The following is a 24,647-nucleotide window of genomic DNA, read 5'->3' as shown; positions in this document are numbered from 1 at the left end:
GAACTGACAAGCTGGAGTTAAGCCTCAATGGCAGTCGGTCGAGGCGCACTCGTCACAGCGTCAGTTGCTGGACAGCCGGTCGCCTTTGGCAAACTTCCAGGTACGGATGATTTCCAGGCGGTCCACGTCGTTCAAGTCGCCGCTGAACGGCGCAAAGGGCGCGGCCAGGCGCACGATGCGCTGGGCGGCCTGGTCCAGCAACGGTTGGCCGGAGGACTCCAGCACCTGCACTTCATACAGCGAACCATCACGGTTGATCGAAACCAGCAAGCGCAAGTTGCCATAAATCTGCTGGCGCCGGGCTTCGTCCGGGTAGTTGAGGTTGCCGATGCGCTCGACCTTCTTGCGCCACTCGTCCTTATACCAGGCACCTTTGTCGCGCATGGTCGAGGCGGCGTTCAGGCGGTAGATACGTGGGCGCTTGGCGTAAAGCTGTTGTTCATGGGCCAGTTCGGCTTCCAGGCTGGAAATTTCATCGGACAGCGTCGAACTGTCGAAGGTAGGTGCGGGTTTCACCGGCTCGGGCTTGGGTTCGGTCTTGGCTTTTTCGCGTTGGGTCGGGGCTTTTTGCGGCTTGGGTGCGACGGTGGTCACGGCGGCCTTGGGTGCAGCCTGCTTGACCTCGGGCTTGGGCGCCGGCGGCGGAGTGACCTTATTGACCTTGTTGTCGTGGAAGGGCGCGACTTCGGTAGTCTTGGGCACCGCTTTCTTGTCGAGGGTGCCGCTGCCTTGCTGGTTGTCCTGGGCGAGAAAGTCGGCCTTTTCGGGCTTCTTTTCGCTCTTGAACGTGGCGAGAGTGATTTCCATGGTCTTGGTGATCTGCTTGGGCTCCACCAGGGTGAAACCCACACCAAGAAGCAATGCAAGGTGAACCAGCGCGGCGAGAAACAGGGTAAATCCGAGCCGATCAGCCGGGCGCACGCCGCTGTGGGAGAGTTCGGGGGGCAGTTCGGACGGGAGTGTCATGACAAGAAAACCAACATCGCGCTTTTCACAGGTGGCGCATGATAACGCAATGTTGGTGAGTGTCCGGCTGTTCTATGTCACTTGGCTTGTAGCTTGCGTTCAATGGCTGCCATCAGCATTTCGCCGATGTTCGTGCCAAATGCGTTGTCGATCTCGCGAATACAGGTCGGGCTGGTGACGTTGATTTCAGTGAGATGCTCACCAATTACGTCTAATCCGACAAACAGCAGACCTTTTTCCCGCAGGGTTGGGCCGACTTGAGCTGCGATCCAGCGATCCTTGTCCGACAAAGGCCGTGCTTCACCACGACCACCGGCGGCCAGGTTGCCACGGGTCTCGCCCGCTGCCGGGATGCGCGCCAGGCAGTAATCCACCGGCTCGCCGTCGATCATCAGGATGCGCTTGTCGCCGTCCTTGATCGCCGGCAGGTAGGCCTGCCCCATGATCTGCTGGGTGCCCAGGGCGGTCAGGGTCTCGAGGATCACCGAGAGGTTCGGGTCGCCGGCGCGGTGACGGAAGATCGAGGTGCCGCCCATGCCGTCCAGCGGCTTGAGGATCACATCACCATGCTTGGCGGCGAACTCACGCAGCACATCGGCGCGGCGGCTGACCACGGTCGGCGGCGTGCACTGCGGGAACAGGGTGGCGAACAGCTTTTCATTGCAGTCACGCAGGCTCTGCGGCTTGTTGACGATCAGCACGCCGGCGCGTTCAGCCTGCTCCAGCAGATAGGTGGAATACACAAATTCCATGTCGAACGGCGGGTCCTTGCGCATCAGGATCACGTCGAGGTCACTCAGGGGGCTGTCGATTTCGTCCGAAAGCTCGAACCACTTCTCAGGGTTGGCGAACACCTGCAGCGGGCGCATGCGTGCGCGTGCCTCGCCGTCACCCTGGTAAAGATCGCGCTGCTCCATATAGAACAACGTCCAGCCGCGGGCCTGGGCGGCCAGGAGCATGGCCAGCGAACTGTCCTTTTTATAGGAAATGCTGGCGATAGGGTCCATGACAATGCCGACGCGAACGCTCATGGGGGATTTCCTCTAGCAAATTAGGGCGCATAAAAGTGGCGTCAGAGTGGCGCTGCGGCTGTTGTGGGTCAAGGAAAAACCACCGGGCGGGTGCCTCGATAGATTGCGCCCGGAGACTGTGCTAAAAAGACTGCCACAACGCAGCAGCCCTTGAATTCCAAGGCTTGCGGCGTTCATCCTGTGCAACATCAGGCAGTACACACCGAAAACCGATTCGCTGTGGCGATGGTAGAGCAGATATGGAACAGCATTCCAACGCCTTGAGGGTGATGGTGATCGACGATTCGAAAACGATCCGCCGCACCGCCGAGACTCTGTTGAAGAACATGGGGTGCGAGGTCATCACGGCTATCGACGGTTTCGATGCCCTGGCGCGGATTGTGGATCATCACCCGCACATTATCTTTGTCGACGTCATGATGCCGCGCCTGGATGGCTACCAGACCTGCGCCCTGGTGAAGAACAACCCGGCGTTCAAGTCGATCCCGGTGATCATGCTGTCCTCCAAGGACGGCCTGTTCGACAAGGCCAAGGGGCGTATCGTGGGTGTCGATCAGTTTTTGACCAAGCCTTTCAGCAAGGAAGAACTGCTGGGTGCGATCAAGGCCTATGTGCCTGCCTTCGCTGCAGTAGAACAAGCACACTGACGCCACCCCACAAGGGCCGGCGCCGACCAATGTAGTGGGGAAAACCATGGCACGTGTTCTGATCGTCGACGATTCGCCGACTGAAATGTACAAACTCACCGGCATGCTGGAAAAGCATGGTCACGAAGTTCTCAAGGCCGCCAACGGCGGCGATGGTGTGGCGCTTGCCCGCCAGGAAAAACCTGACGCGGTATTGATGGACATTGTGATGCCCGGCCTCAATGGGTTCCAGGCCACGCGCCAACTGACCAAAGACAAGGAAACCGAGCACATCCCAGTGATCATCATCACCACTAAAGATCAGGAAACCGACAAGGTGTGGGGTACTCGCCAGGGCGCCAAGGACTACCTGACCAAACCGGTGGACGAAGAGACCCTGATTGCCACCCTGAACAAGGTACTGGCCGGCTAAAGGCTCGCGATCATGACCGAGTCGCAAACCGCCTTCGAGCTGCTGCTGGACATCGACCGCCGCTGCCGCCTGCTGGCCGCCGATCTGCCGTCCCAGGAAACCCGCCTGCAACGCTGGAGCGGCATTGCTTTCCGTGTGGGGCCAAACGGGTACGTGGCGCCCATGGGCGAAGTCGCCGAAGTCTTGCATGAGCCGCGTTGCACCCTGATGCCCGGGGTCAAGCCCTGGGTCAAGGGCGTGGCCAACCTGCGCGGGCGCTTGCTGCCAGTCATGGACCTGGGTGGCTTCCTCGGCCTTGGGCTGTCCAAGGCGCGCAAGCAACGGCGCGTATTGGTGGTGGAGTTCAACGACCTGTTTGTCGGGCTGCTGGTGGACGAGGTAGTGGGCATGCAGCATTTCGCATTGGACGCATGGATGGCGAGCACCGCCTCCGGCGCGCCGTTTATCCAGGGCCAGTTCGACGGCGACCAGCAATGGCAAGTCTTCAGCCCCTTCGCCCTGGCCCAGGCCCCTGGCTTCATGGATGTCGCCGCATGAGTACCGTTACCACGCCCAAACCCCAGGCCGCCTCGCGCAGCCGTTCGCAGATCATCGTGCTATTTATCGCCTTGATCGTGTTCATCATGCTGCTGTTCGCCAACTTTGCTTACCTCAACACCCAGTCCACCTACGATAAACAGTACATCGGCCACGCCGGTGAGTTGCGCGTGCTGTCCCAGCGCATCGCCAAGAACGCTACCGAAGCCGCCGCCGGCAAAGCCGCCGCGTTCAAGCTGCTGGGCGATGCGCGCAACGACTTTGCCCAGCGCTGGGGCTACCTGAAAAAAGGCGACCCGCAAACCGGCCTGCCCGCCGCACCCAGCGCGGTGCGCGCCGAAATGCGTGCGGTGCAGACCGACTGGGAAGCGCTGCTGAAAAACACCGACGCGATCCTCGCCAGCGAGCAGACCGTATTGTCCCTGCACCAGGTGGCCGCGACCCTGGCCGAAACCGTGCCGCAATTGCAGCTGGAATCGGAAAAGGTCGTCGACATCCTGCTGCAACGTGGCGCCCCGGCCAGCCAGGTAGCTTTGGCCCAGCGGCAGTCGCTGCTGGCCGAGCGCATCCTGGGGGCGGTCAACACCGTGCTTGCCGGGGATGAAACCGCGGTGCAGGCCGCCGATGCTTTTGGTCGCGACGCTAACCGTTTTGGTGTGGTGCTCAACGGCATGCTCAACGGCAACCCGGGGCTGCGCATCACCCAGGTCGAAGACCATGACGCGCGGGCGCGGTTGGCGGAAATTTCCGAGCTGTTCGAGTTTGTCTCCGGCTCCGTGGATGAAATCCTCGAGACCTCGCCGCAGTTGTTCCAGGTGCGGGCCTCGGCGAGCCATATTTTCAATCTGTCACAAACCCTGCTCGATGAAGCCTCGCACCTGGCCACCGGTTTTGAAAACCTCGCCAGTGGGCGCAGCTTCGATACCATCGGCGGGTATGTGCTGGGCCTGCTGGCGCTGGCCTCGATCATCCTGATCGGTCTGGTCATGGTGCGTGAGACCAACCGCCAACTGTATGAAACTGCCGAGAAGAACGAGCGCAACCAGAACGCAATCATGCGCCTGCTGGATGAAATCGAAGACCTGGCCGATGGCGACCTCACTGTCACGGCCTCGGTCACCGAAGATTTCACCGGCACCATCGCAGACTCCATTAACTATTCCGTGGACCAGCTGCGCGATCTGGTCGCCACCATCAACCTCACCGCCGGGCAAGTCGCTGGTGCGGTGCAGGACACCCAGGCCACCGCCATGCACCTGGCCCAGGCGTCGGAGCATCAAGCCCAGCAGATCGCCGAAGCGTCCACGGCGATCAACCAGATGGCCCAATCTATCGACCAGGTTTCGGCCAACGCTGCAGAGTCCTCGGCGGTGGCGGAGCGCTCGGTGGAGATCGCCAACAAGGGCAACGAAGTGGTGCACAACACCATCCACGGCATGGACAACATTCGTGAGCAGATCCAGGACACTGCCAAGCGCATCAAGCGCCTGGGCGAGTCGTCCCAGGAGATTGGCGACATCGTCAGCCTGATCGACGACATCGCCGACCAGACCAACATCCTCGCTCTCAACGCGGCGATCCAGGCGAGCATGGCCGGCGATGCCGGGCGCGGGTTTGCGGTGGTGGCCGATGAAGTGCAACGGCTGGCCGAGCGCTCGTCGGCGGCCACCCGGCAGATCGAAACCCTGGTACGGGCGATCCAGGCCGACACCAATGAAGCGGTGATTTCCATGGAGCAGACCACCACCGAAGTGGTGCGTGGCGCACGCCTGGCTCAGGACGCGGGCGTGGCGCTGGAAGAGATCGAAGGTGTGTCGAAAACCCTGGCGGCGCTGATCCAGAGTATCTCCAACGCGGCGCAGCAACAGACGTCGTCGGCGGGGCAGATTTCCCTGACCATGAATGTCATCCAGCAGATCACCACGCAGACGTCGTCGGGCTCCACTGCAACAGCCGAGAGCATTGGTAACCTGGCGAAGATGGCCAGTCAGTTGCGCAGGTCGGTGTCGGGTTTCACCCTGCCTCCAGCCAAGCAGGTGGACGATTGAAATGCGATCAAAATGTGGGAGGGGGCAAGCCCCCTCCCACATTGGATCTCCTCTTGATTTGAGATCTGAGCAACACACGCAACCCATGAATTCTAAGCGGAGCAGTTATGGTTGATCGGCACGACTACGTGGCCCTCGAATGGGTCAAGGACGACATTGCCGAAACCCTGAAACAGGCTCGTTCGGCGCTGGACGCATACGTTGAAACCGGCGATGCCCTCGACGAGTGCCTGGCGGGTATCCACCAGGTGCATGGCGCGCTGCAAATGGTCGAGTTCTACGGCGCGGCGCTGCTGGCCGAGGAGATCGAAGAACTGGCCCTGGCCCTCCAGGCCGGTCGTGTCAGCCAGCGCGATGAAAGCATTCGCCTGCTGCAACAGGCCCTTGGCCAATTGCCGCTGTACCTCGACCGCGTGCACAGCGCCCGCCGCGACTTGCCGCTGGTGGTGCTGCCGCTGCTCAACGACTTGCGTAGCGCCCGGGGTGAAAGCCTGCTGTCGGAAACCAGCCTGTTCAGCCCGCAACTGCTGTCGATTACACCGCTGCCTGACGAAGCCCTCGCCCAACGGGCAACGCCTGGTTTGCATGAGCAGTTGCATCAATGGCACCAGTTGCTGCAACAAGCCCTCGCCGGATTGCTGCGTGAGGACCACGGCCCGAGCAACCTGGAAGACATGGCGCGGGTGTTCGCACGCCTCGAAGCGCTGTGCCAGGGCGCGCCTTTGTTGCCGCTGTGGCAGATCACCTCGGCCTTGGTCGAAGGCATGCTCACTGGCGTGATTGCCAACAGCCCGGCGCTGCGCAGCCTGCTCAAGGCCAGTGACAAGCAGCTCAAGCGCCTGCTGGTCCAGGGCATCGGTGGTATCAACCAGCCAGCGCCGGATGAGTTGCTCAAGAGCCTGTTGTTCTACGTTGCTAAAGTCACCCGACCGACGCCGCGCATGCAAAGCCTGAAAGAACGCTACGGCCTGGATGAAGCCTTGCCCGACAGCGCCGTGGTCGATGCCGAGCGTGCGCGGTTGGCGGGGCCGGATCGTAATGCCATGGGCTCGGTGCTCGGTGCCTTGTGTGAGGAACTGGTGCGGGTCAAGGAGCGCCTCGACCTGTTCGTACGCAGTGACCGTCAACACACCCACGACCTCGATGCATTGCTGGCGCCGCTGCGGCAAATCGCCGATACCCTTGCCGTACTGGGTTTCGGCCAACCGCGCAAAGTGATCATCGACCAACTCGCCGTGGTGCTGAGCCTGGTCCAGGGGCAGCGCGAACCCAGTGACGCGGTGTTGATGGACGTGGCCGGTGCGTTGCTCTATGTCGAAGCGACGTTGGCCGGGATGATCGGCACCGTCGAGCCGCAAAGCCGCGAAGAGAGTCGCCTGCCGACCACCGACCTGACGCAGATTCATCAACTGGTGATTCGTGAGTCCTGCCAGTGCTTGAAGCAGGCCAAAGAACTGGTGATCGACTGCATCGAGGCCCACTGGGACCGCCAGCGTCTGGAGTCGCTGCCGGAGCTGTTGAGCCAAGTGCGCGGCGCCCTGGCGATGATCCCCTTGCCGCGGGCGGCGAGCCTGATGCGTGGTTGCACCGACTATGTCGATGAGCAATTGATGGTCAATGACGCAGCGCCCTCCGAGGCGCAGTTGGCGCATTTCGCCGATGTGATCAGCAGCCTGGAGTACTACCTCGAACGCATGCTCCAAGATCCTGACGCGCCAGGAGAAAAAGTGCTGGAGCTGGCCACCCAGGGCTTGAGCGCACTGGGCTACCTGCCGGCGGAAAAACCCTGGCGCCAGGCCCTGGCTGTGCCCGATGGCGCGCTGTCCACCGAGACCGCACCGAGCCAGTCCCAATTCGATGCACTGGCCAGCCCCACCTCACGTCTCAACCCTCCGGCCTTGCAGCGTCCGGGCAGCCTCTTGCCGCCGCCAGCCGATGAAGCGCCGATTGACGATGAGCTGCGCGAAGTCTTCCTCGAGGAAACCGATGAAGTCCTCGGCGTACTGCATCGCTACCTGCCCAACAGTGCGGACAAAATCGCCCAGGGCGAAATGCGCCGCGCCTTCCACACCCTCAAGGGCAGTGGTCGCATGGTGCGCGCGCTGGTGGTGGCCGAGCTGGCCTGGGCCGTGGAAAACCTGCTCAACCGCGTGCTGGAACGCAGCGTGACCCTTGGCCCTGAGGTGCAACATGTGCTCGATGAGGCCGTTGCCCTGCTGCCAGAATTGATCGCCGATTTTGCCATCGACGACCAACGCCAGCGCGATGACGTCGACGCCCTGGCCGCCCGTGCCCATGCCTTGGCCAGCGGTACACACGCGTCGGTTGCCGAACCCCATGACCCGATGTTGCTGGAGATTTTCCGTAACGAAGCCCAGAGCCACCTGGACAGCCTCGACCACTTCCTGCAATTGGCCGCCGAGCATGTGCCGCTGCAGGTCACGGATGAACTGCAACGCGCCCTGCACACGCTCAAGGGCAGTGCGTATATGGCCGGCGTGTTGCCCATTGCCGAACTGGCCCGCCCGCTTGATCACCTGACCCGTGAATACAAGGCCCACCGCCTGCCGCTGGACCTGGACGAAGTGGAGTTGCTGCTCGAAGCCCAAGGGCTGTTCCAGCGCGGGTTGCGTGACCTGGGCAGCGATCCACTGGTGCCGATCAAAGACGCAGCCGACCTGATCAGCCGTACCCAAAGCCTGCTGGATAAGCAGCTTGCAGCACTGCTCGACGCTCCCAGTACCGGCCTGCGCATCAAGCGTGATCCACACCTGATCACCAATTTCCTGGCCCAGGGCATGGACATCCTGCTCGACGCTGAAAGCCTGCTGCGCCGTTGGCAGCAACACCCTGGCGAGCGTCAGGAACTCACGGCGTTGCTGGATGAACTGACCACCTTGGGCGAGGGTGCACACATCGCCGACCTGCACCCCATCGATGCGCTGTGCGAAGCCTTGCTCGACCTGTATGGCGCCGTAGAAGAAAGCAGCCTGGCGGTCAGCGAACGGTTTTTCCATGAGGCCGAACAGGCCCATGAAGCGCTGATCAATATGCTTGACCAGTTGGCCGCCGGCCAGGAAATCAGCCCGGCGCCGGCACGCGTGCAGGCCCTGCGCGAGTTGTTGGATGACGCACTGGACCCATCCGCTACCGGCCTGATCAAAAGCGACGGTAGTCGCGCCCTGAGTATCTCCGAGTTGGGCGCCGCCACTGCGCAGTTGGATCAGCAAACGGCAATGGACGACGAAATTGTCGAGATCTTCCTTGAGGAAGCCGTGGATATCCTCGACAGCGCCGGGCAGTCCCTCAAGCGCTGGCTGTTGGAGCCCGACAGCGCGGCGCCGTTGTCTTCGTTGCAACGGGACCTGCACACCCTCAAGGGCGGTGCGCGCATGGCCGAAATCGACCCGGTGGGCGACTTGGCCCATGAGCTGGAATGCCTGTATGAAGGCCTGGTGGACCGCCGCTATAGCTATTCCACCGAGCTGTCCCAGGTACTGATGGCCAGCCATGAACGATTGGCCTTGCAACTCGAAGAGCTGCAACACCAGCAACCCTTGAGCGGTGCTGCCGAGCTGGTCGCCAAGCTGCGCGAGCTGCGCCAGAGCAACACACCCGCAGCTCCGGTTGCTGTGGATCCGGCCTCGGGTGCCGACCCTGAATTGCTGGATATCTTTCTCGAAGAAGCCGCCGATATCCTCGACAGCTCAGGCAGCGCGCTGCTGCGTTGGCAAGCCGAGCCGGGCAATCGCCAGGAAGTGGAAACCCTGCTGCGTGACCTGCACACCCTCAAGGGTGGGGCGCGCATGGTCGAGATCGGGCCAATTGGCGATTTGGCCCATGAGCTGGAATTTCTTTACGAGGGGCTGTCTGCTGGTTTGCTCGCGCCGACCCAGGAGCTGTTTGCGTTGCTGCAAGGTTGCCATGACCGTTTGGCGCAGATGATCGACGCCGTAGCGGATGGATTGCCCGTTGGCTCGGTGGACAAACTGATCGAACGCATCAAGAGCCTGGTGCACCCCAGTGATGAACCGGTCATGCCGGTGGCGTTGCCGGCGGGTAAGGCCGAAGCAGTGATCGACCCCGCCGCCGACATGGTGAAAATCTCTGCCGACTTGCTCGACGACCTGGTCAACCTGGCCGGCGAAACCTCGATCTTCCGTGGCCGTATCGAGCAGCAGGTCAACGATGCACGCATCGCATTGAATGAGGTGCAAACCACCATCGAGCGTATGCGCGACCAACTGCGCCGGCTCGACAGCGAAACCCAGGGCCGCCTCCTCAGCCGCCAGCAGGCCGACGCCGAGCGCCTGGGCTACGAAGAGTTCGACCCGCTGGAAATGGACCGCCATTCGCAACTGCAACAGTTGGCCCGTGCGCTATCTGAATCGGCCTCCGACCTGCTCGACCTCAAGGACACCCTTGAGCGCCGCAACCAGGATGCCCATGACCTTTTGCAGCAACAGGCGCGCATCAACACCGAGTTGCAGGAGGGCCTGATGCGCACGCGCATGGTGCCTTTCGAGCGCATGCTGCCACGCCTCAAGCGCATCGTGCGGCAAGTGGCGCAGGAGTTGGGCAAGGATGTGGAGTTCATCGTCGGCAACGCCGAAGGCGAGATGGACCGCAACGTGCTGGAACGCATGGCGCCGCCCCTGGAGCATATGCTGCGCAACGCCGTCGACCACGGCCTGGAGTCTCGCGAAGTGCGGTTGCAGGCAGGCAAGCCGGAGAGGGGCCGCATCACCCTGGACCTGACCCACGAAGGCGGCGATATCGTTTTCGACATGCGCGACGACGGCGCCGGTGTGCCCCTTGAAGCGGTGCGGCGCAAGGCGATCAAGCGCGGCCTGCTCGCCCCCAATCAAGAGATCAGCGACCGTGACGTGTTGCAGTTCATCCTGCAGCCAGGCTTCTCCACCGCAGAAAAGATCACCCAGATTTCCGGGCGTGGTGTGGGCATGGACGTGGTGCATGAAGAAGTGCGCCAGCTCGGTGGCTCGATGGTGATCGATTCGACCCCGGGCGTGGGTGTGCACTTTCGCATTCGCCTGCCGTTTACCGTATCGGTCAATCGTGCGCTGATGGTGCAATGCGCGGACGACCAATACGCGATCCCGCTCAACACCATCGAAGGCTTAGTGCGCGTATTACCCCACGAACTGGCGGGGCACTATCAGCAAGACCCGCCGCATTATGAATACGCCGGCCAGCGCTACGAGTTGTTCTACCTGGGCGACCTGCTGCACACCGCCAGCCGCCCGAAACTGCTGGGCCAGTACCAGCCCGTGCCAGTGCTGCTGGTGCACTGCAATGAACGCCGCGTGGCGGTGCACGTGGATGCCATGGCCGGTACCCGCGAGATCGTGGTCAAGGGCCTGGGACCGCAGTTCTCCGGGGTGCAGGGCGTGACCGGCGCGACCATCCTGGGCGACGGCCATGTGGTGCTGATCATCGACCTGCTGGCGCATATCCGCGCCCGGCAACCGGCCTTGCCGGCCCAGGCGGTGGATGCGCCGCTGATCCTCAACGATCCACTGAAAAAACGCCCACTGCTGGTGCTGGTGGTGGACGACTCGGTCACCGTACGCAAAGTCACCAGCCGCCTGCTGGAGCGCAACGGCATGAACGTGCTCACCGCCAAGGACGGCATCGACGCCATCGCCCTACTTGAAGAACACACCCCGGACCTGATGCTGCTCGACATCGAAATGCCGCGCATGGACGGCTTCGAAGTCGCCATTCAGGTACGCAACGATCCACGGCTGATGCGCTTACCGATCATCATGATCACCTCGCGCACCGGCCAGAAACACCGCGACCGCGCGATGGCCATAGGCGTCAACGACTACCTCGGCAAGCCGTACCAAGAGTCGGTGCTGCTGGAAAGCATCGCCTACTGGAGCAAGTCCCATGCTTGACCACCGCACCAGCCAACTCACCGGCCTGCTGCTGCCCCTGGCCGACCGCCACCTGGTGCTGCCCAATGTCGCCATCGCCGAACTGATCGACTTCCAGCGCGGCGAACCGGCCAGCGATGCACCGCCGTGGTACCTGCGCCAGGTGACCTGGCGCGATCGGCAGATCCCCTTGATCAGCTTTGAAGCCGTGTGCGGTGAAGCCAGCGTGACCGGCGAACGTTCGCGGATCGTAGTGTTGAATGCCTTGGGTGGAAGGCCGACGTTGAAGTTTATTGCGCTGGTGATTCAGGGCATTCCGCGCTCGTACAAGCTCGATAGCGAATTGAGCTATGTGGATGTGCCGCTGTGCCCGCTGGAACTGGCGGCGGTGCAGGTGGGGGAACAAGTGGCGAAGGTGCCGGATTTGATGGGCATCGAAGCGCTCTTAGTTGAATCCGGCTTGGCTTGATTGCCCACCTATTCAAATCCCTATGAAGATCCAAATGTGGGAGCGGGCTTGCTCGCGAAAGCGGTGGGTCAGTCACTGATATATGGCTGACATACCGCTTTCGCGAGCAAGCCCGCTCCCACACTGAATTGTGTTCATCTCCAGACCTCAATCAATCCGCGCAAACCGCTCAATCACCGGTTGCTCCCGATGCTCGGCCTGCCACAAATCGTAGGCACTTTGCATCGACAACCATAACTGGGCTTTACTCACGCCCGCCCGCTCCAACCGAACGGCAAGATCCGGGCTGACCGGGGCGTGGCCATGCAAGATCCTTGAAAAAGTCTCGCTGGGTATTCGCAGGTGCTGGGCCATTCGGGCAAGGGTGATGCCTAGTGCTGGGATAACGTCTTCAAGGAGTATTTCACCTGGATGAGGTGGGTTATACATCGGCATGTTGGTACGTCCTCCGGCGATGGGCATTCAACCGCGAAGGCTAGAAGGGCCCGTTCCGAGCAACAACCCCAAAACGCCGTATGAAATTTCCTGTACGCCCCTCGACCCAAGAGGCTTCGGATTTTTCCTGCAAGATTTTGGGCCGCGCTTGAGCTTGTCGCGTGCAGCCAGCGCGCCTAGTTTTCGTCCCGTCATCGCAAAAAACGGTGACACGGACGTGCAAGTCCGGTTACATGTCGGCGCACAAACGCCCATAGCCATTCAACGGGCATTTTTTATGCCTGCTGTACTCGTTATGGCGGCTGTGCGTGGGAGATCCTTTGGGGTCTGCCGGGGTCCGATATGCCCGGTCTTGCACACCTGCGCACGGCTGCCACCTTCATTCGCGTGCAAGCGGAAGAGGGTAGCTTCCATCACATATCGGAGCTGTAAATCATGGTCAAACCTACCCCCAATCCACCTCTCTTCACCGTAAACCCCCACCAGAACACCGAAACCCTGCTGGTCAACGCCAGCGAAACCCTATCCTCCCTCAACGCACTCACCTGCAACCTGGCCTTTGACCTGGACACTTCCCAGCGCGCCATCATGCTTGGAATTCAGCAAATGGCAGAGTTGGGGCAGTTGTTGGTCGATAGGGCACTTGAGCAAATCAGCCCTTCGCCGGAATTTTCAAACGGTCCAAAATAGGGACTGATCGGTCCTTGTTTGGGACCGATATCTAACAGGCGCTACTGAGCAAATGTGGGAGGGGGCTTGCTCCCGATAGCGGTGTATCAGCCATAAATTTACTGGCTGACCCACCGCTATCGGGAGCAAGCCCCCTCCCACATTTTGATCTTCGTTACTCCAGGCGTAACGGTCTGTCGCTGAGCTTGATTGATGGCCCCCGAATTCACTCCTAAGGTACAGCCCCACGACAGCAAACCCCGTGGAGCGACCATGACAACAACCATCACCCCCGACTCGCGCTGGACGCGGCGGCGCGACGAGAAGCAGCGGCGGCTCGGGCTGGTCAAACAGTATGCAGACGGGGCGGTGTTGCCCAGCGACAAGATCGTCGCGGCCCTGGAAGCGCTGATCCTCCCCGGCGACCGCGTGGTGCTGGAGGGCAACAACCAGAAGCAGGCCGACTTCCTCTCGCGCTCCCTGGCCAAGGCTGACCCGGCCAAGCTCCACGATTTGCACATGATCATGCCCAGTGTCGGGCGCGCCGAGCACTTGGACTTGTTCGAGAAAGGCATCGCCCGCAAGCTCGACTTTTCCTTCGCCGGCACTCAATCCCTGCGCATCAGCCAGTTGCTGGAAGACGGCCTGCTGGAAATCGGCGCGATCCATACCTACATCGAACTCTATGCGCGCCTGGTGGTGGACCTGATCCCCAACGTGGTGCTCTCGGCCGGCTTCATGGCCGACCGCGCCGGCAATATCTACACCGGCGCCAGCACCGAAGACACCCCGGCGCTGATCGAACCCGCCGCGTTCAGCGATGGCATCGTCATTGTGCAGGTCAACCAGTTGGTGGACGACGTCACCGACTTGCCCCGTGTGGACATCCCCGCAAGCTGGGTCGATTTCGTGGTGGTGGCCGACAAGCCTTTCTACATCGAACCGCTGTTCACTCGCGACCCACGCCATATCAAGCCGGTGCATGTGCTGATGGCGATGATGGCGATCCGTGGCATCTACGAAAAGCACAATGTGCAGTCGCTCAACCACGGCATTGGTTTCAACACCGCTGCCATCGAGTTGATCCTGCCCACCTATGGCGAATCCCTCGGGCTCAAGGGCAAGATCTGCCGCAACTGGACGCTCAATCCGCACCCCACGCTGATCCCGGCCATTGAAAGCGGTTGGGTGCAAAGCGTGCATTGCTTCGGCACCGAACTGGGTATGGAGAACTACATCGCCGCGCGCCCGGATGTGTTCTTTACCGGCCGCGACGGTTCGATGCGCTCCAACCGGATGTTCTGCCAACTGGCCGGCCAGTACGCGGTGGACCTGTTTATCGGCGCCACCCTGCAAGTGGATGGTGACGGGCATTCCAGCACGGTGACCCGTGGCCGCCTTGCCGGTTTTGGTGGTGCACCGAACATGGGCCACGACCCACGCGGTCGCCGCCATGGCACGCCTGCCTGGCTGGATATGCGCCACGGCGATGCGCCAGAAGCCTTGCTTGAACGCGGCAAAAAACTCGTAGTGCAAATGGTCGAGACCTTCCAGGAAGGCGGCAAACCGACCTTTGTCGAGACCCTCGACGCGGTGGACGTCGCACGCAAAAGCGGCATGCCCCTGGCGCCGATCATGATCTACGGCGACGACGTCACCCACTTGCTCACCGAAGAAGGCATCGCCTACCTGTACAAGGCGCGTTCCCTGGAAGAGCGCCAGGCGATGATCGCCGCCGTCGCCGGGGTGACCGCCATCGGCCTGCGCCATAACCCCAAGGACACCGCACGCATGCGCCGCGAAGGCTTGATTGCTTTGCCTGAAGATTTGGGCATCCGCCGCACCGACGCCACCCGCGAGCTGTTGGCCGCCAAGAGCGTGGCCGACCTGGTGGAGTGGTCCGGTGGCTTGTACAACCCGCCTGCCAAATTCAGGAGCTGGTAAATGCGTGCTTTCAAACTGCATGAATTGAGCCTCGCCGATCGCCTGGCGGATATGGCCGTGGATGCGCTGATAGACGAAGCGGATTTGTCGCCCAAGCCCGCCTTGGTGGATCGGCGCGGCAACGGCGCCCATAGCGATTTGCACCTGGGGTTGATGCACGCGTCGGCGCTGTCGTTGTGGCCGATGTTCAAGGAAATGGCTGAGGCCGCGCTCGAAATCGGCGAAATCGGCTTGCCCTTGCGCGAAGCCCTGGGGCGTATTGGCCGCGAAGGGGAGCAAGCGATGCTCATCACCACCAACGGCGTAAATACTCATCGCGGCGCGATCTGGGCCCTCGGTTTGCTGACCGCAGCGGCCGCCCTGGAACCTCGCGCGATACCGCTGAATGCAGCCAAACTGGCCCTGCTCAATGACCGCTTCGCTCCGCAACCCATGAGTCACGGCGCTCAGGTGGCCCAACGCTACGGCGCACGTGGTGCCCGTGAAGAAGCGCAGTTGGGCTTCCCCGCCGTGATGCAACGCGGCTTGCCGCAACTGCACAAAAGCCGCCAGCGAAACGCCGGCGAGCAGAACGCACGCCTGGATGCCTTGCTCGCGATCATGACCGAGCTGGCCGACACCTGCGTGCTCTACCGCGCCGGCACCGAAGGCTTGACCACCATGCAACAGGGCGCCCAAGCCGTGCTCGACGCCGGTGGCAGCGCCACCCTCGCCGGTCGTCGCCAACTGCACGAACTGGACAACCAACTGCTGGCCCTGAATGCCTCCCCCGGCGGTGCCGCCGACCTGTTGGCCGCCTGCCTGTTTATCGACCGCCTCGACGGAGCGCTGTGATGGAAACCTTATCCTTTGAATTCCCCGCCGGGCAGCCCGGCAAAGGCCGTGCGCTGGTGGGTTGCGTCGGCTCAGGCGATCTGGAAGTACTGCTGGAACCCGGCACGGCCGGCACGCTGACCATCCAGGTGCAGACCTCCGTCAATGGCGCCGAGCAACGCTGGCAGCACCTGTTTGAACGCATCTTCCAAGAGCAGACGCCGCCTGCGTTGAAGATCGATATCCACGATTTCGGTGCCACGCCCGGTGTGGTGCGTTTGCGCCTGGAGCAAGGCTTCGAGGAGATCGGCCATGACTGACTTGCTTGCCAAACACAGCTTTGTCGAACTCGGTGCACGGCAGCGCGCCAAGGCGTTGTTGGATGCCGGTACCTACCGTGAACTGATCGACCCATTCCAGCGCGTCATGTCGCCGTGGCTCAGCCGTCAAGGCGTGGTGCCCCAGGCCGATGACGGTGTGGTGATCGCCAAGGGCAGTATCGCCGGGTTGCCGGTGGTGGTTGCCGCGATCGAAGGTAATTTCCAGGGCGGCAGCCTCGGTGAAGTCGGCGGCGCGAAGATCGCGGGCGCCCTGGAACTGGCCGCCGAAGACAACCGCAACGGCACCCCCACCCGCGCCGTGCTGCTGCTGGAAACCGGTGGCGTGCGCTTGCAGGAAGCCAACCTGGGCCTGGCCGCGATTGCCGATATTCATGCGGCGATTGTCGACCTGCGCCAGTACCAGCCGGTGATCGGCGTGGTGGCAGGCAGTGTCGGCTGTTTTGGAGGCATGTCCATCGCAGCCGGGCTCTGCAGTTACCTGGTCGTCACCCGCGAAGCTCGCGTGGGCTTGAATGGCCCGCAGGTGATTGAACAGGAAGCCGGCCTGCAAGAATACGACTCCCGCGACCGACCTTTCATCTGGAGCCTTACGGGCGGTGAGCAACGCTTCAACAGCGGCTTGGCCGACCGTTACGTGGCGGACGATGTAGCGCAGATCCAGCACACCGTCAGCACGCTGTTGCAGCAAGGAGCGCCCGACCAACAACGCAGCCGTCGTGCTGAGTTCTACCTGGGGCGCCTGGCCGAACTGGACGCGACGGCGCAAATCGAGCCGGCGACGGTTCGCGCTCTGTATCAGGGAGAACGCCCATGAGAGGGTTGCAGTGGTTTAACGCATTGAGCGCCGGTGCGACCCCCGTGAAGGGGTTGCCGGACTCATTGAAAGTCGCAGACGGCGTCTTGGGTGAACAGGCGGTGCGTTTTATCGCCGTGGTCACCGACCCCAATAACCGCTTCCCGCGTGCGCGCAATGGCGAAGTTGGCTTGCTGGAAGGTTGGGGGCTTGCCAAGGCTGTTGATGAAGCCATCGCGAGGGGTGACAAACGCCCGCTGATCGCCATCGTCGACGTGCCCAGCCAAGCCTATGGCCGTCGCGAAGAGGCTCTGGGTATCCACCAGGCCCTTGCCGCCGCCGCCGACAGCTACGCTCGCGCACGTCTGGCCGGCCATCCGGTGATCGCGCTGCTGGTGGGCAAGGCCATGTCTGGCGCATTCCTCGCCCACGGCTACCAGGCCAATCGCCTGATCGCCCTGCGCGACCCTGGCGTGATGGTGCACGCCATGGGCAAGGCCTCGGCTGCACGGGTGACGTTGCGCAGCGTCGAGGAGCTGGAAGCCCTGGCCGCCAGCGTGCCGCCAATGGCCTATGACATCGACAGCTATGCCAGCCTCGGTTTGCTCTGGGAGACCTTGTCGGTGAGCCAGATTGAACAGCCGACGCCGGACGATGTGGTGCGGGTCAACGACTGCCTGATGCAGGCTATCAACGATGTCGCGGGGCCTGATTTAAAAGGCCGCCTCGGCGCGACCCATCGCGCTGCCTCCAGCCACGTACGCCAGCTGCTGCGGGAACAATGGTGAACGCCCATGACCTGCTCTGGGGCATGACCTCGGCGCATCTGCCCGCTGACGCTCCGGCCTGGGTGCTGGATGCGCTCAGTGCCGGTCATCCGGTGGTGGTGCGGCGTGCCATCGCTGAGCGGGGCCAGGTGGCAGTGGGTGTACGCGGACGTTTGCGTGAGCAGCGTTTTGCGGCGGTGATGCCCATTGCCGCTGTGCAACGGCGAGTCATACCGGAGGCACTGTGCGGCGTGACCTCGCCTCGGAATCTACCGGCGTTGCGCGCGCTCGATCTACTGCGGCCGGTGTTGGCACACAAGGCATGGGGCGTCACCGGCAGTGCGGGTTTCGAGTTGGCCAGCGGCATTCAAGCGCTGCACGAGCAGAGTGACCTGGATTTGATCCTGCGCACACCTCAGCGGCTTGAACGCAGCGATGCCGAGGGTCTGCTGGCGATAGTGGACAGCGCTCCGTGCGCCGTGGACCTGCAACTGCAAACTCCCTTTGGCGCCGTCGCCTTGCGTGAGTGGGCTGGCGGATCACGGCGTGTTCTGTTGAAAGCCGCCGGCGGCGCGCACCTTGTGCTTGATCCTTGGCAGGCGGTGGTATGAGTAGCCTTCTGGTCTTTCCTGGGCAGGGCGCGCAACGACCAGGCATGCTCCAGGCATTGCCGGCTGATGTGTTGGAGCAAGCCAGTGATGCGCTGGGCGAGGACGTTCGCCAACTCGATACGGCGCAGGCCCTTGAGTCGACCCGCGCTGTGCAACTGTGCCTGCTGATCGTTGGCGTCGCCCATGCGCGCCAGTTGCACCACACGCCTGATTACGTGGCGGGCTTGTCCATCGGCGCCTACCCGGCGGCGGTGATCGCGGGGGCATTGGCGTTCGACGAGGCAATCAAACTCGTCAGCCTGCGCGGCGAACTGATGCAAAGCGCTTACCCACACGGCTACGGCATGACCGCGATCATCGGCCCGCCGTTATCCACCGTCGAAACCTTGCTGGCCGACATTCATAGCCCACAAACACCGGTTTATCTGGCCAATATCAACGCCGACAACCAGACCGTCATCGCGGGCAGCAACGAGGCGATGCAGCGTGTCGCCGAGCGCATCAAAGGCAACGGCATCGCCAAGCGCCTGGCCGTCAGTGTGCCGTCCCACTGCGTGCTGCTGGAGCAACCCGCCCAGGCCCTGGCCCAAGCTTTCGTCCCGCTCAAGGCGCCGCGTATCACCTATCTGAGCAGCACCCGCGCGCGGCCCATCCATAACCCCGAGCAACTGCGCGACGACCTGGCCTTCAACATGTGCCGCGTCGTCGATTGGCGCGGCACTGTGCAAAGTGCCTACGAGCGCGGTGTGCGCCTGCAGATCGAACTGCCCCCGGGCGCCGTACTCACCAGCCTGTCACGCCGCGTGTTTGAACAAGGCACGGTGATCGCCTGCGAAGGCGCACGCCTGGACACCTTGCAGGCCCTGCTGCAAGAGGAGGAGCGCCGCCACCGATAAAGCAGCACCCAAGGCTTTCGAAGCACAAAAACAACAATTTCGAACGAGCACTTTGAGGATAACAACCATGATTATTTACGGTGTGGCGTTTCTGGCGCTGTGCACATTGGCTGGCCTGTTTGTCGGTGAACTGCTGGGCAAATGGATGGGTATCCCGGCCAACGTCGGCGGGGTGGGTATCGCCATGTTGCTGTTGATCGGCCTGGGCAGTTACCTCGGTAAGCGCGGCTTGTTTACCGGCAAGTCGGAGCAGGGTGTGAGTTTCTGGGCCGCAGTGTATATCCCGATTGTGGTGGCGATGGCTGCCCAGCAAAACGTGTATGGCGCCATCAGTGGCGGGCCCATGGCGATTCTGGCCGGGACCGTTGCGGTGGTACTGGGATTTGCCCTGGTACCGGTGCTGGTGCGTATCGGTAACCGCGAACCTGTGGCGGCTGTTCCCACCAAAGAAGCCGGGTGATCGCCATGTACGAATCGATTATGAAAGTGATCACCGGCTACGGCTTGATCAGTGGTTTTGCCGTGATCGGCCTGACCATGTGGGTCTCGTATTGGATTTCCGACACCTTTACCAAAGGCCGCCTGCACGGCTCGGCTATCGCCATTCTGCTGGGCTTGTTGCTGTCGTATGTAGGCGGGGCCTTTACCGGTGGCTCGAAGGGTGTGGTGGATATTCCGCTGTTGTCAGGCATCGGCCTGTTGGGCGGCGCGATGCTGCGCGACTTCGCCATTGTCGCCACGGCGTTTGGGGTGAGTGTCGATGAGCTCAAGCGCGCCGGATACGCTGGCGTGCTGGCGCTGTTTGTTGGCGTGGGTTCGTCGTTTATTGCCGGGGTTGGGGTGGCGATGGCGTTCGGTTATACCGATGCGGTTAGCCTTACCACTATCGGCGCCGGGGCCGTGACCTATATCGTTGGCCCGGTGACCGGCGCTGCGATTGGGGCCAGTTCCGAGGTGATGGCGCTGTCCATTGCTGCGGGGTTGATCAAGGCGATTCTGGTAATGGTGATGACGCCGTTCGTGGCGCCGCTGATCGGGCTGAACAACCCGCGCAGTGCGGTGATCTTCGGTGGCTTGATGGGCACCTCCAGCGGTGTGGCGGGCGGCTTGGCGGCGACTGATCCGAAGCTGGTGCCGTATGGGTGTTTGACAGCGGCGTTCTATACGGCGCTGGGGTGTTTGCTGGGGCCATCGTTGTTGTTTTTGGTGATGAGGGGGTTGGTGGGCTGACCTGAGGATTTTCAGTGTCTGGACTGACGTAATCGGGGGCAAGCCCCCTCCCACATTTTGACCGAATTCTCAGGTTGGAACTCGGTCAAGTGTGGGAGGGGGCTTGCTCCCGATAGCGGTCTGTCAGGGTATCGCCTGCCGATTGGCATACATCCGACACTCGGCCAACAACGCCAGCAAGTTCGGGTCGCGCTCCTTGGCTTTCAAGAACACCACGCCGATATGCTGCTGCAACCGGTACCTGGGTTGCAACGGTATCAGCTTCACGCGGTTCTCATACACCGCCGCAATCCGCCCCGGCAGCAGCGCATAACCCACGCCTGAACTGACCATGCTCAGCAGCGTGAAGATGTCATTGACCTGCATCGCCACCTTCGGCTCGAACCCCGCTTGCTTGAACACCCGGTTGCCATCCTGGTGCGTGGCAAAACCCTGGGTGAGGGTGATGAAGGTGGCGTCGCGTACCTCGGCCAAGTCGATTTCCTGGTTGCGGTCCAGCGGTGAGTCGGCCGGGGTGGCGAGGAAGATGTCATCGCTGAACAGCGCGATCTGCTCACAGTCGGGGTCGTTGGCGTGTTCTTCGAGGGAGATCAGGATCGCATCGACTTCCATGTTCTTGAGCTTGTAAAGCAGGTCGAAGTTGGAGCCCAGGATCAGGTCGATATTCAGTTCGCTGCGCCGGATTTTCAGGCCCATGATCAACTGCGGCACGGTCTTGACCGTCAGCGAATACAGCGAGCCGAGCTTGAAGCGTTCGGCGGAGAACCCGGCGGCTTCGCGGGTCAGGCGCACGCTGTCGACCACATCGGCCACCAGTTTCTGCGCGCGCTCTTCGAGCACGTAGGCGCTTTCCAGGGGTGTGAGGTTGCGGCCTTCGTGTTTGAACAGCGGGCAACGCAGGGCGCTTTCCAGGGAGTGGATGGCGCGGTGCACGCTGACGTTACTGGTTTGCAGTTCGGCGGCGGCGCGGGCCAGGTTGCCGGTACGCATGAACGCCAGGAAGATTTCCAGCTTCTTGAGGGTGAATTCTTCGTCGATCAGCATGGCCGTGGGCTCTTGTTCGATTGCACTCGATTGTGCCCGTAAACGCTGCTGTCGTCGCCGGAACGTCACACGCCACTTGCACTCTTATGCGCAAGGCGGGACGCTTGTCCGCCTGTTCTTAAGGGTTGCAGGAGGTCGGTGACAGATGTACCACGGGGAACGTTTCAACGCCTGGAGCCATTTGCTCGGTGCAGTCGCGGCGTGTATTGGCGCCGTATGGATGTTGGTGGTGGCAAGCCTGGACGGCAGCCCCTGGAAGATCGTCAGCGTGGCGATCTATGGCTTTACCCTGATGGTGCTGTACAGCGCATCGACGGTGTACCACAGCGTGCAAGGGCGGCGAAAAGAGATCATGCAGAAGGTTGATCACTTTTCCATCTACCTGTTGATCGCCGGCAGCTACACGCCGTTCTGCCTGGTGACCCTACGCGGGCCGTGGGGCTGGACGTTGTTCGGGATTGTGTGGGGGCTGGCGGTGATTGGCATCCTGCAAGAGATCAAGCCGCGCTCGGAGGCGCGGATTCTATCCATCGTGATCTACGCGGTGATGGGCTGGATCGTACTGGTGGCGGTCAAGCCGCTGATGGCGGCGCTGGGTACGGCAGGGTTTATCTGGCTGGCGTCGGGCGGGGTGCTGTACACCGTCGGCATCATCTTTTTTGCCCTGGAAGATCGCCTGCGTCATTCCCATGGCATCTGGCATTTGTTTGTGATCGGCGGCAGCCTGCTGCATTTCGTGGCGATCATGCATTACGTGCTTTGACCTGTGGTAGCTGGCAAGCCAGCCCTGTCTACAATCGATCAAGCAACTCGCGCGCCCGGTTGCCGAAGATCTGCAGCAGGTCGGCTAACATATGCGGAGGCGGTTCGTTGGCGCGGGTCAGGGCGTACAGGGTAATCGGTAGCTGCGGGACCAGCGTGCGGATGCACATTGTCGCCGTGGAGGCACCGAGGGCCGTAAAGGGGTCGATCACGGTTATCCCCGCACCGGACTCAACCATGGCCCGCGCAAGGGAATAGGTTTGTACGGAAATGCTTATTTGCGGCGGTGGGTCGAGATTTTCCAGATAGCTGTCGAGCTTGGCCGCCAATGGATCAGCGCTGGAAAGACCAATCAGCGATGTATTGGCCAGTTCGGCCAAAGGTAATGGCCTATTTGATTCAGCCTCAGGCCAGTACGCCTTGGCGGCTAAAGCCACCAGCGCCCCGTTCGCCAGTACCTGGGAGGTGAGCCCAGGGTGGCCGGAGAAATTCAGGGTAAGCGCCAGGTCGATCTCACGCATCAATAACTGCTGTACGAGCTCGCGGCTATGGTCGCTGGACAGCTCACAGACCATGTCCGGGTAGCTGCGCTTCCATTCGAGTATGGATGGCGGCAGCAGTGACTGCGCCAGCGCGGGGATAGCGCCAATGCGCACGCTTTGCTTCGGCGCATGGCGCAAACTCTTGGCCAGGCGCAGCACCCCTTGCAGGCTCGTGGTGACTTTCTGGACTTCACTTTCCAGTGCCAGGGCTTCCGGGGTGGGTTGTAGTTTGCCGCGCACCCTGAGAAACAACGGAAAGCCCAACTGCAGTTCAGCGTGCTGCAACACCTTGCTCACCGCCGGTTGCGAGACGTGCAGCAACTGTGCGGCGGCACTCACGGAGCCTGTCTGACGGATGGCTTGGAAAATTTCGATATGTCGCAAGCGCATGGATTTCATAACCTTAACTTATAGGTGGCTTACCTTTATTCATTGTTCAACTTTTGTCACTTGAACCTACTCTGGATTTCGTTTCAATCCATGTGAGGTTTTTCGGAATGGCAAAGCGAGTATGTATCATCGGCGGCGGCGTCATAGGCTTGGCGAGCGCTTATGCATGTGTGCGTGCAGGCATGGAAGTCACCTTGGTCGAAGCGCAAAAAAAGTTGGGTAATGCCACCAGTTTTGCGAACGGCGGCCAACTGTCCTATCGCTACGTCACGCCCCTTGCCGATGCCGGCGTGCCACTCCAGGCGCTTGGTTTTCTGCTGCGCTCGGAGTCGCCCCTGAAACTCAGGCCCCGGCTGGACCTTTCGCAATGGCGCTGGCTCGCCTCTTTCATAGGGGCCTGCCGTTCCTCGGTCAACCGTACAAACTCCGCACATTTGCTTCGCCTGGCAGCGATGAGCCAGGACGTCTTGAACCGTTGGCGGGTAGAGGACCATCTGGAGGGGTTCAACTGGAAGCGCAATGGAAAACTGCTGACCTTCCGCTCTGCCGACAGCTTCGCACAGGGTCGGCGCAAATTGACTGATCCCCTCCAGCAACAGGTGCTATCGGCTGAAGACTGCCGCAAGCTTGAACCGTCCCTGATGGAAGGGACTTTTGTTGGCGGCATTTACAACCCCACTGAAGAAGTTGCCGATTGCCATGCATTCTGCCAGCAGCTTGGTGGGCATTTGGAGGCGTCGGGACGCTGCCGCATCGTCTACGGTCGCAAAGTGCGACGTATCCATGAAGCGTTTGGTGCGGCTGTGGCCGTGGAGCTTGAAGACGAAGTCATACCTGTAGAGAACCTGATCCTGGCGGCAGGCCACAACAGTCCCAGCCTGGGTTTGCCAGGTATGCATTTACCGCTTTACCCCCTCAAGGGCTACAGCCTTAGCGTGCCCATCGGCGAGCAGCACAGTGCGCCGAAGATCAATGTGACCGATTACGATCGCCGAACTGTTTATGCCCGCATCGGCGAAGAGTTACGTGTCGCGGCCATGGTCGACATGGTGGGTTTCAACAGCGCACCGGAACCTAAGCGCCTGGCGGTGATAAAACGCCTGGCTCGCCAGACGTTTCCGATGGCCGGGAATTATGACGCTGCGGTTGAATGGGCAGGAATGCGGCCAGCGACGCCCACAGGCCTGCCACTGATTGGCGCCAGTTCCTATCGCAATCTGTGGCTCAACCTCGGGCATGGCGCTCTTGGCTTTACGCTCGCGTGTGCCAGCGGCCAGTTGTTGGCTGAAATGATTGCAGAACGGTCGACTTCGATCGACGCCCATGTGTTTCTTCCCAGGGCAGCCTGACCTTTGATTATTGGAGTGTAAGAAGATGAACCCAGCTGTCTGGATAGGGCA

General features: G+C 61.6%; 23 protein-coding genes. 18 read left to right on the top strand and 5 right to left on the bottom strand.

Going from position 1 to position 24,647, the window contains the following annotated elements; genetic code table 11:
- Positions 1–60: 60 nt before the first annotated feature.
- Both JFT66_RS08150 and gshB read right to left on the bottom strand, forming a co-directional pair.
- Positions 61–966 carry an energy transducer TonB gene (locus JFT66_RS08150; protein ID WP_034116230.1) on the bottom strand — a complete coding sequence of 302 codons (906 nt, stop codon included), beginning with the start codon at positions 964–966 and terminating at the stop codon, positions 61–63.
- Positions 967–1,043: 77 nt separating this feature from the next.
- Positions 1,044–1,997 carry a glutathione synthase gene (gene gshB / locus JFT66_RS08145; protein ID WP_034116229.1) on the bottom strand — a complete coding sequence of 318 codons (954 nt, stop codon included), beginning with the start codon at positions 1,995–1,997 and terminating at the stop codon, positions 1,044–1,046.
- A gap of 239 nt (positions 1,998–2,236) precedes the next feature.
- On the opposite strand from gshB, the gene pilG reads away from it, so the two are divergent.
- From pilG to JFT66_RS08115, 6 genes are all read left to right on the top strand, one after another.
- Positions 2,237–2,644, top strand: coding sequence for a twitching motility response regulator PilG (gene pilG, locus JFT66_RS08140; RefSeq protein ID WP_034116228.1), 408 nt, complete (start codon positions 2,237–2,239; stop codon positions 2,642–2,644).
- Between the two features lie 46 nt (positions 2,645–2,690).
- Positions 2,691–3,056 carry a twitching motility response regulator PilH gene (gene pilH / locus JFT66_RS08135; RefSeq protein WP_034116227.1) on the top strand — a complete coding sequence of 122 codons (366 nt, stop codon included), beginning with the start codon at positions 2,691–2,693 and terminating at the stop codon, positions 3,054–3,056.
- 12 nt (positions 3,057–3,068) lie between these two features.
- Positions 3,069–3,593: a chemotaxis protein CheW gene (locus JFT66_RS08130; RefSeq protein ID WP_034116226.1), complete on the top strand. Its 525-nt coding sequence runs from the start codon at positions 3,069–3,071 to the stop codon at positions 3,591–3,593.
- Positions 3,590–5,641 carry a methyl-accepting chemotaxis protein gene (locus tag JFT66_RS08125; protein WP_198859084.1) on the top strand — a complete coding sequence of 684 codons (2,052 nt, stop codon included), beginning with the start codon at positions 3,590–3,592 and terminating at the stop codon, positions 5,639–5,641. Before JFT66_RS08130 ends, JFT66_RS08125 begins: the two co-directional genes overlap by 4 nt.
- Before the next feature lie 107 nt (positions 5,642–5,748).
- On the top strand, positions 5,749–11,562 hold the full coding sequence (locus JFT66_RS08120) for an Hpt domain-containing protein (protein ID WP_198859083.1): 5,814 nt from the start codon (positions 5,749–5,751) through the stop codon (positions 11,560–11,562).
- Positions 11,555–12,010, top strand: coding sequence for a chemotaxis protein CheW (locus tag JFT66_RS08115; protein ID WP_034116223.1), 456 nt, complete (start codon positions 11,555–11,557; stop codon positions 12,008–12,010). The genes JFT66_RS08120 and JFT66_RS08115 overlap by 8 nt, the downstream gene beginning before the upstream one ends.
- A 147-nt stretch (positions 12,011–12,157) precedes the next feature.
- On the opposite strand, the gene JFT66_RS08110 is transcribed toward JFT66_RS08115, so the two are convergent.
- Positions 12,158–12,445: a HigA family addiction module antitoxin gene (locus JFT66_RS08110; RefSeq protein WP_034116222.1), complete on the bottom strand. Its 288-nt coding sequence runs from the start codon at positions 12,443–12,445 to the stop codon at positions 12,158–12,160.
- Positions 12,446–12,880: 435 nt separating this feature from the next.
- On the opposite strand from JFT66_RS08110, the gene JFT66_RS08105 reads away from it, so the two are divergent.
- From JFT66_RS08105 to madM, 10 genes are all read left to right on the top strand, one after another.
- Positions 12,881–13,135, top strand: coding sequence for a DUF6124 family protein (locus tag JFT66_RS08105; protein WP_198859082.1), 255 nt, complete (start codon positions 12,881–12,883; stop codon positions 13,133–13,135).
- A gap of 252 nt (positions 13,136–13,387) precedes the next feature.
- Positions 13,388–15,058, top strand: coding sequence for a malonate decarboxylase subunit alpha (gene mdcA, locus JFT66_RS08100; RefSeq protein ID WP_198859081.1), 1,671 nt, complete (start codon positions 13,388–13,390; stop codon positions 15,056–15,058).
- Positions 15,059–15,892 (top strand): triphosphoribosyl-dephospho-CoA synthase, encoded by an 834-nt coding sequence (locus JFT66_RS08095; RefSeq protein WP_153871379.1) that lies wholly within the window; start codon positions 15,059–15,061, stop codon positions 15,890–15,892.
- Positions 15,892–16,191: a malonate decarboxylase subunit delta gene (locus JFT66_RS08090; RefSeq protein WP_153837459.1), complete on the top strand. Its 300-nt coding sequence runs from the start codon at positions 15,892–15,894 to the stop codon at positions 16,189–16,191. The genes JFT66_RS08095 and JFT66_RS08090 overlap by 1 nt, the downstream gene beginning before the upstream one ends.
- Entirely contained in the window at positions 16,184–17,026 is an 843-nt protein-coding gene (locus tag JFT66_RS08085; protein ID WP_034116217.1) for a biotin-independent malonate decarboxylase subunit beta, read from the top strand. The genes JFT66_RS08090 and JFT66_RS08085 overlap by 8 nt, the downstream gene beginning before the upstream one ends.
- Positions 17,023–17,793 (top strand): biotin-independent malonate decarboxylase subunit gamma, encoded by a 771-nt coding sequence (gene mdcE / locus JFT66_RS08080; RefSeq protein WP_034116216.1) that lies wholly within the window; start codon positions 17,023–17,025, stop codon positions 17,791–17,793. The genes JFT66_RS08085 and mdcE overlap by 4 nt, the downstream gene beginning before the upstream one ends.
- On the top strand, positions 17,787–18,383 hold the full coding sequence (locus JFT66_RS08075; protein WP_198859080.1) for a malonate decarboxylase holo-ACP synthase: 597 nt from the start codon (positions 17,787–17,789) through the stop codon (positions 18,381–18,383). Before mdcE ends, JFT66_RS08075 begins: the two co-directional genes overlap by 7 nt.
- The gene (gene mdcH, locus JFT66_RS08070; protein WP_153871382.1) at positions 18,380–19,279 is read left to right on the top strand and encodes a malonate decarboxylase subunit epsilon; all 900 of its coding nucleotides are present in this window, start codon (positions 18,380–18,382) and stop codon (positions 19,277–19,279) included. The genes JFT66_RS08075 and mdcH overlap by 4 nt, the downstream gene beginning before the upstream one ends.
- A 67-nt stretch (positions 19,280–19,346) precedes the next feature.
- Entirely contained in the window at positions 19,347–19,739 is a 393-nt protein-coding gene (madL, locus tag JFT66_RS08065) for a malonate transporter subunit MadL (protein WP_034116213.1), read from the top strand.
- 5 nt (positions 19,740–19,744) lie between these two features.
- Entirely contained in the window at positions 19,745–20,509 is a 765-nt protein-coding gene (gene madM, locus JFT66_RS08060) for a malonate transporter subunit MadM (protein ID WP_153871384.1), read from the top strand.
- A gap of 123 nt (positions 20,510–20,632) precedes the next feature.
- Here the strand turns inward: madM and JFT66_RS08055 are convergent, their stop codons facing one another.
- Positions 20,633–21,553, bottom strand: coding sequence for a LysR family transcriptional regulator (locus JFT66_RS08055; protein ID WP_198859079.1), 921 nt, complete (start codon positions 21,551–21,553; stop codon positions 20,633–20,635).
- Positions 21,554–21,698: 145 nt separating this feature from the next.
- Between JFT66_RS08055 and trhA the strand changes: the two genes are divergently transcribed.
- Complete coding sequence (trhA, locus tag JFT66_RS08050; protein WP_034116211.1) at positions 21,699–22,316, top strand: PAQR family membrane homeostasis protein TrhA; 618 nt, start codon at positions 21,699–21,701, stop codon at positions 22,314–22,316.
- A gap of 28 nt (positions 22,317–22,344) precedes the next feature.
- Here the strand turns inward: trhA and JFT66_RS08045 are convergent, their stop codons facing one another.
- Entirely contained in the window at positions 22,345–23,247 is a 903-nt protein-coding gene (locus JFT66_RS08045; RefSeq protein WP_034116687.1) for a LysR family transcriptional regulator, read from the bottom strand.
- 107 nt (positions 23,248–23,354) lie between these two features.
- Here JFT66_RS08045 and JFT66_RS08040 point away from each other — a divergent pair, with 107 nt between their 5' ends.
- The gene (locus JFT66_RS08040; protein ID WP_034116210.1) at positions 23,355–24,596 is read left to right on the top strand and encodes a D-amino acid dehydrogenase; all 1,242 of its coding nucleotides are present in this window, start codon (positions 23,355–23,357) and stop codon (positions 24,594–24,596) included.
- The last annotated feature ends 51 nt before the right edge of the window (positions 24,597–24,647 follow it).

The sequence above is a fragment of the Pseudomonas sp. MF6755 genome (assembly GCF_016405635.1).
Taxonomy (GTDB): domain Bacteria; phylum Pseudomonadota; class Gammaproteobacteria; order Pseudomonadales; family Pseudomonadaceae; genus Aquipseudomonas; species Aquipseudomonas haemolytica.
Note: the sequence above shows the minus strand (reverse complement) of the source record. Positions and strands in the feature narration are given on the sequence as shown.

Coding starts and splice junctions, on each gene's coding strand:
- JFT66_RS08150 (WP_034116230.1), bottom strand. CDS start 966: ATGACACTCCCGTCCGAACTGCCCCCCGAACTCTCCCACAGCGGCGTG.
- gshB (WP_034116229.1), bottom strand. CDS start 1,997: ATGAGCGTTCGCGTCGGCATTGTCATGGACCCTATCGCCAGCATTTCC.
- pilG (WP_034116228.1), top strand. CDS start 2,237: ATGGAACAGCATTCCAACGCCTTGAGGGTGATGGTGATCGACGATTCG.
- pilH (WP_034116227.1), top strand. CDS start 2,691: ATGGCACGTGTTCTGATCGTCGACGATTCGCCGACTGAAATGTACAAA.
- JFT66_RS08130 (WP_034116226.1), top strand. CDS start 3,069: ATGACCGAGTCGCAAACCGCCTTCGAGCTGCTGCTGGACATCGACCGC.
- JFT66_RS08125 (WP_198859084.1), top strand. CDS start 3,590: ATGAGTACCGTTACCACGCCCAAACCCCAGGCCGCCTCGCGCAGCCGT.
- JFT66_RS08120 (WP_198859083.1), top strand. CDS start 5,749: ATGGTTGATCGGCACGACTACGTGGCCCTCGAATGGGTCAAGGACGAC.
- JFT66_RS08115 (WP_034116223.1), top strand. CDS start 11,555: ATGCTTGACCACCGCACCAGCCAACTCACCGGCCTGCTGCTGCCCCTG.
- JFT66_RS08110 (WP_034116222.1), bottom strand. CDS start 12,445: ATGCCGATGTATAACCCACCTCATCCAGGTGAAATACTCCTTGAAGAC.
- JFT66_RS08105 (WP_198859082.1), top strand. CDS start 12,881: ATGGTCAAACCTACCCCCAATCCACCTCTCTTCACCGTAAACCCCCAC.
- mdcA (WP_198859081.1), top strand. CDS start 13,388: ATGACAACAACCATCACCCCCGACTCGCGCTGGACGCGGCGGCGCGAC.
- JFT66_RS08095 (WP_153871379.1), top strand. CDS start 15,059: ATGCGTGCTTTCAAACTGCATGAATTGAGCCTCGCCGATCGCCTGGCG.
- JFT66_RS08090 (WP_153837459.1), top strand. CDS start 15,892: ATGGAAACCTTATCCTTTGAATTCCCCGCCGGGCAGCCCGGCAAAGGC.
- JFT66_RS08085 (WP_034116217.1), top strand. CDS start 16,184: ATGACTGACTTGCTTGCCAAACACAGCTTTGTCGAACTCGGTGCACGG.
- mdcE (WP_034116216.1), top strand. CDS start 17,023: ATGAGAGGGTTGCAGTGGTTTAACGCATTGAGCGCCGGTGCGACCCCC.
- JFT66_RS08075 (WP_198859080.1), top strand. CDS start 17,787: ATGGTGAACGCCCATGACCTGCTCTGGGGCATGACCTCGGCGCATCTG.
- mdcH (WP_153871382.1), top strand. CDS start 18,380: ATGAGTAGCCTTCTGGTCTTTCCTGGGCAGGGCGCGCAACGACCAGGC.
- madL (WP_034116213.1), top strand. CDS start 19,347: ATGATTATTTACGGTGTGGCGTTTCTGGCGCTGTGCACATTGGCTGGC.
- madM (WP_153871384.1), top strand. CDS start 19,745: ATGTACGAATCGATTATGAAAGTGATCACCGGCTACGGCTTGATCAGT.
- JFT66_RS08055 (WP_198859079.1), bottom strand. CDS start 21,553: ATGCTGATCGACGAAGAATTCACCCTCAAGAAGCTGGAAATCTTCCTG.
- trhA (WP_034116211.1), top strand. CDS start 21,699: ATGTACCACGGGGAACGTTTCAACGCCTGGAGCCATTTGCTCGGTGCA.
- JFT66_RS08045 (WP_034116687.1), bottom strand. CDS start 23,247: ATGCGCTTGCGACATATCGAAATTTTCCAAGCCATCCGTCAGACAGGC.
- JFT66_RS08040 (WP_034116210.1), top strand. CDS start 23,355: ATGGCAAAGCGAGTATGTATCATCGGCGGCGGCGTCATAGGCTTGGCG.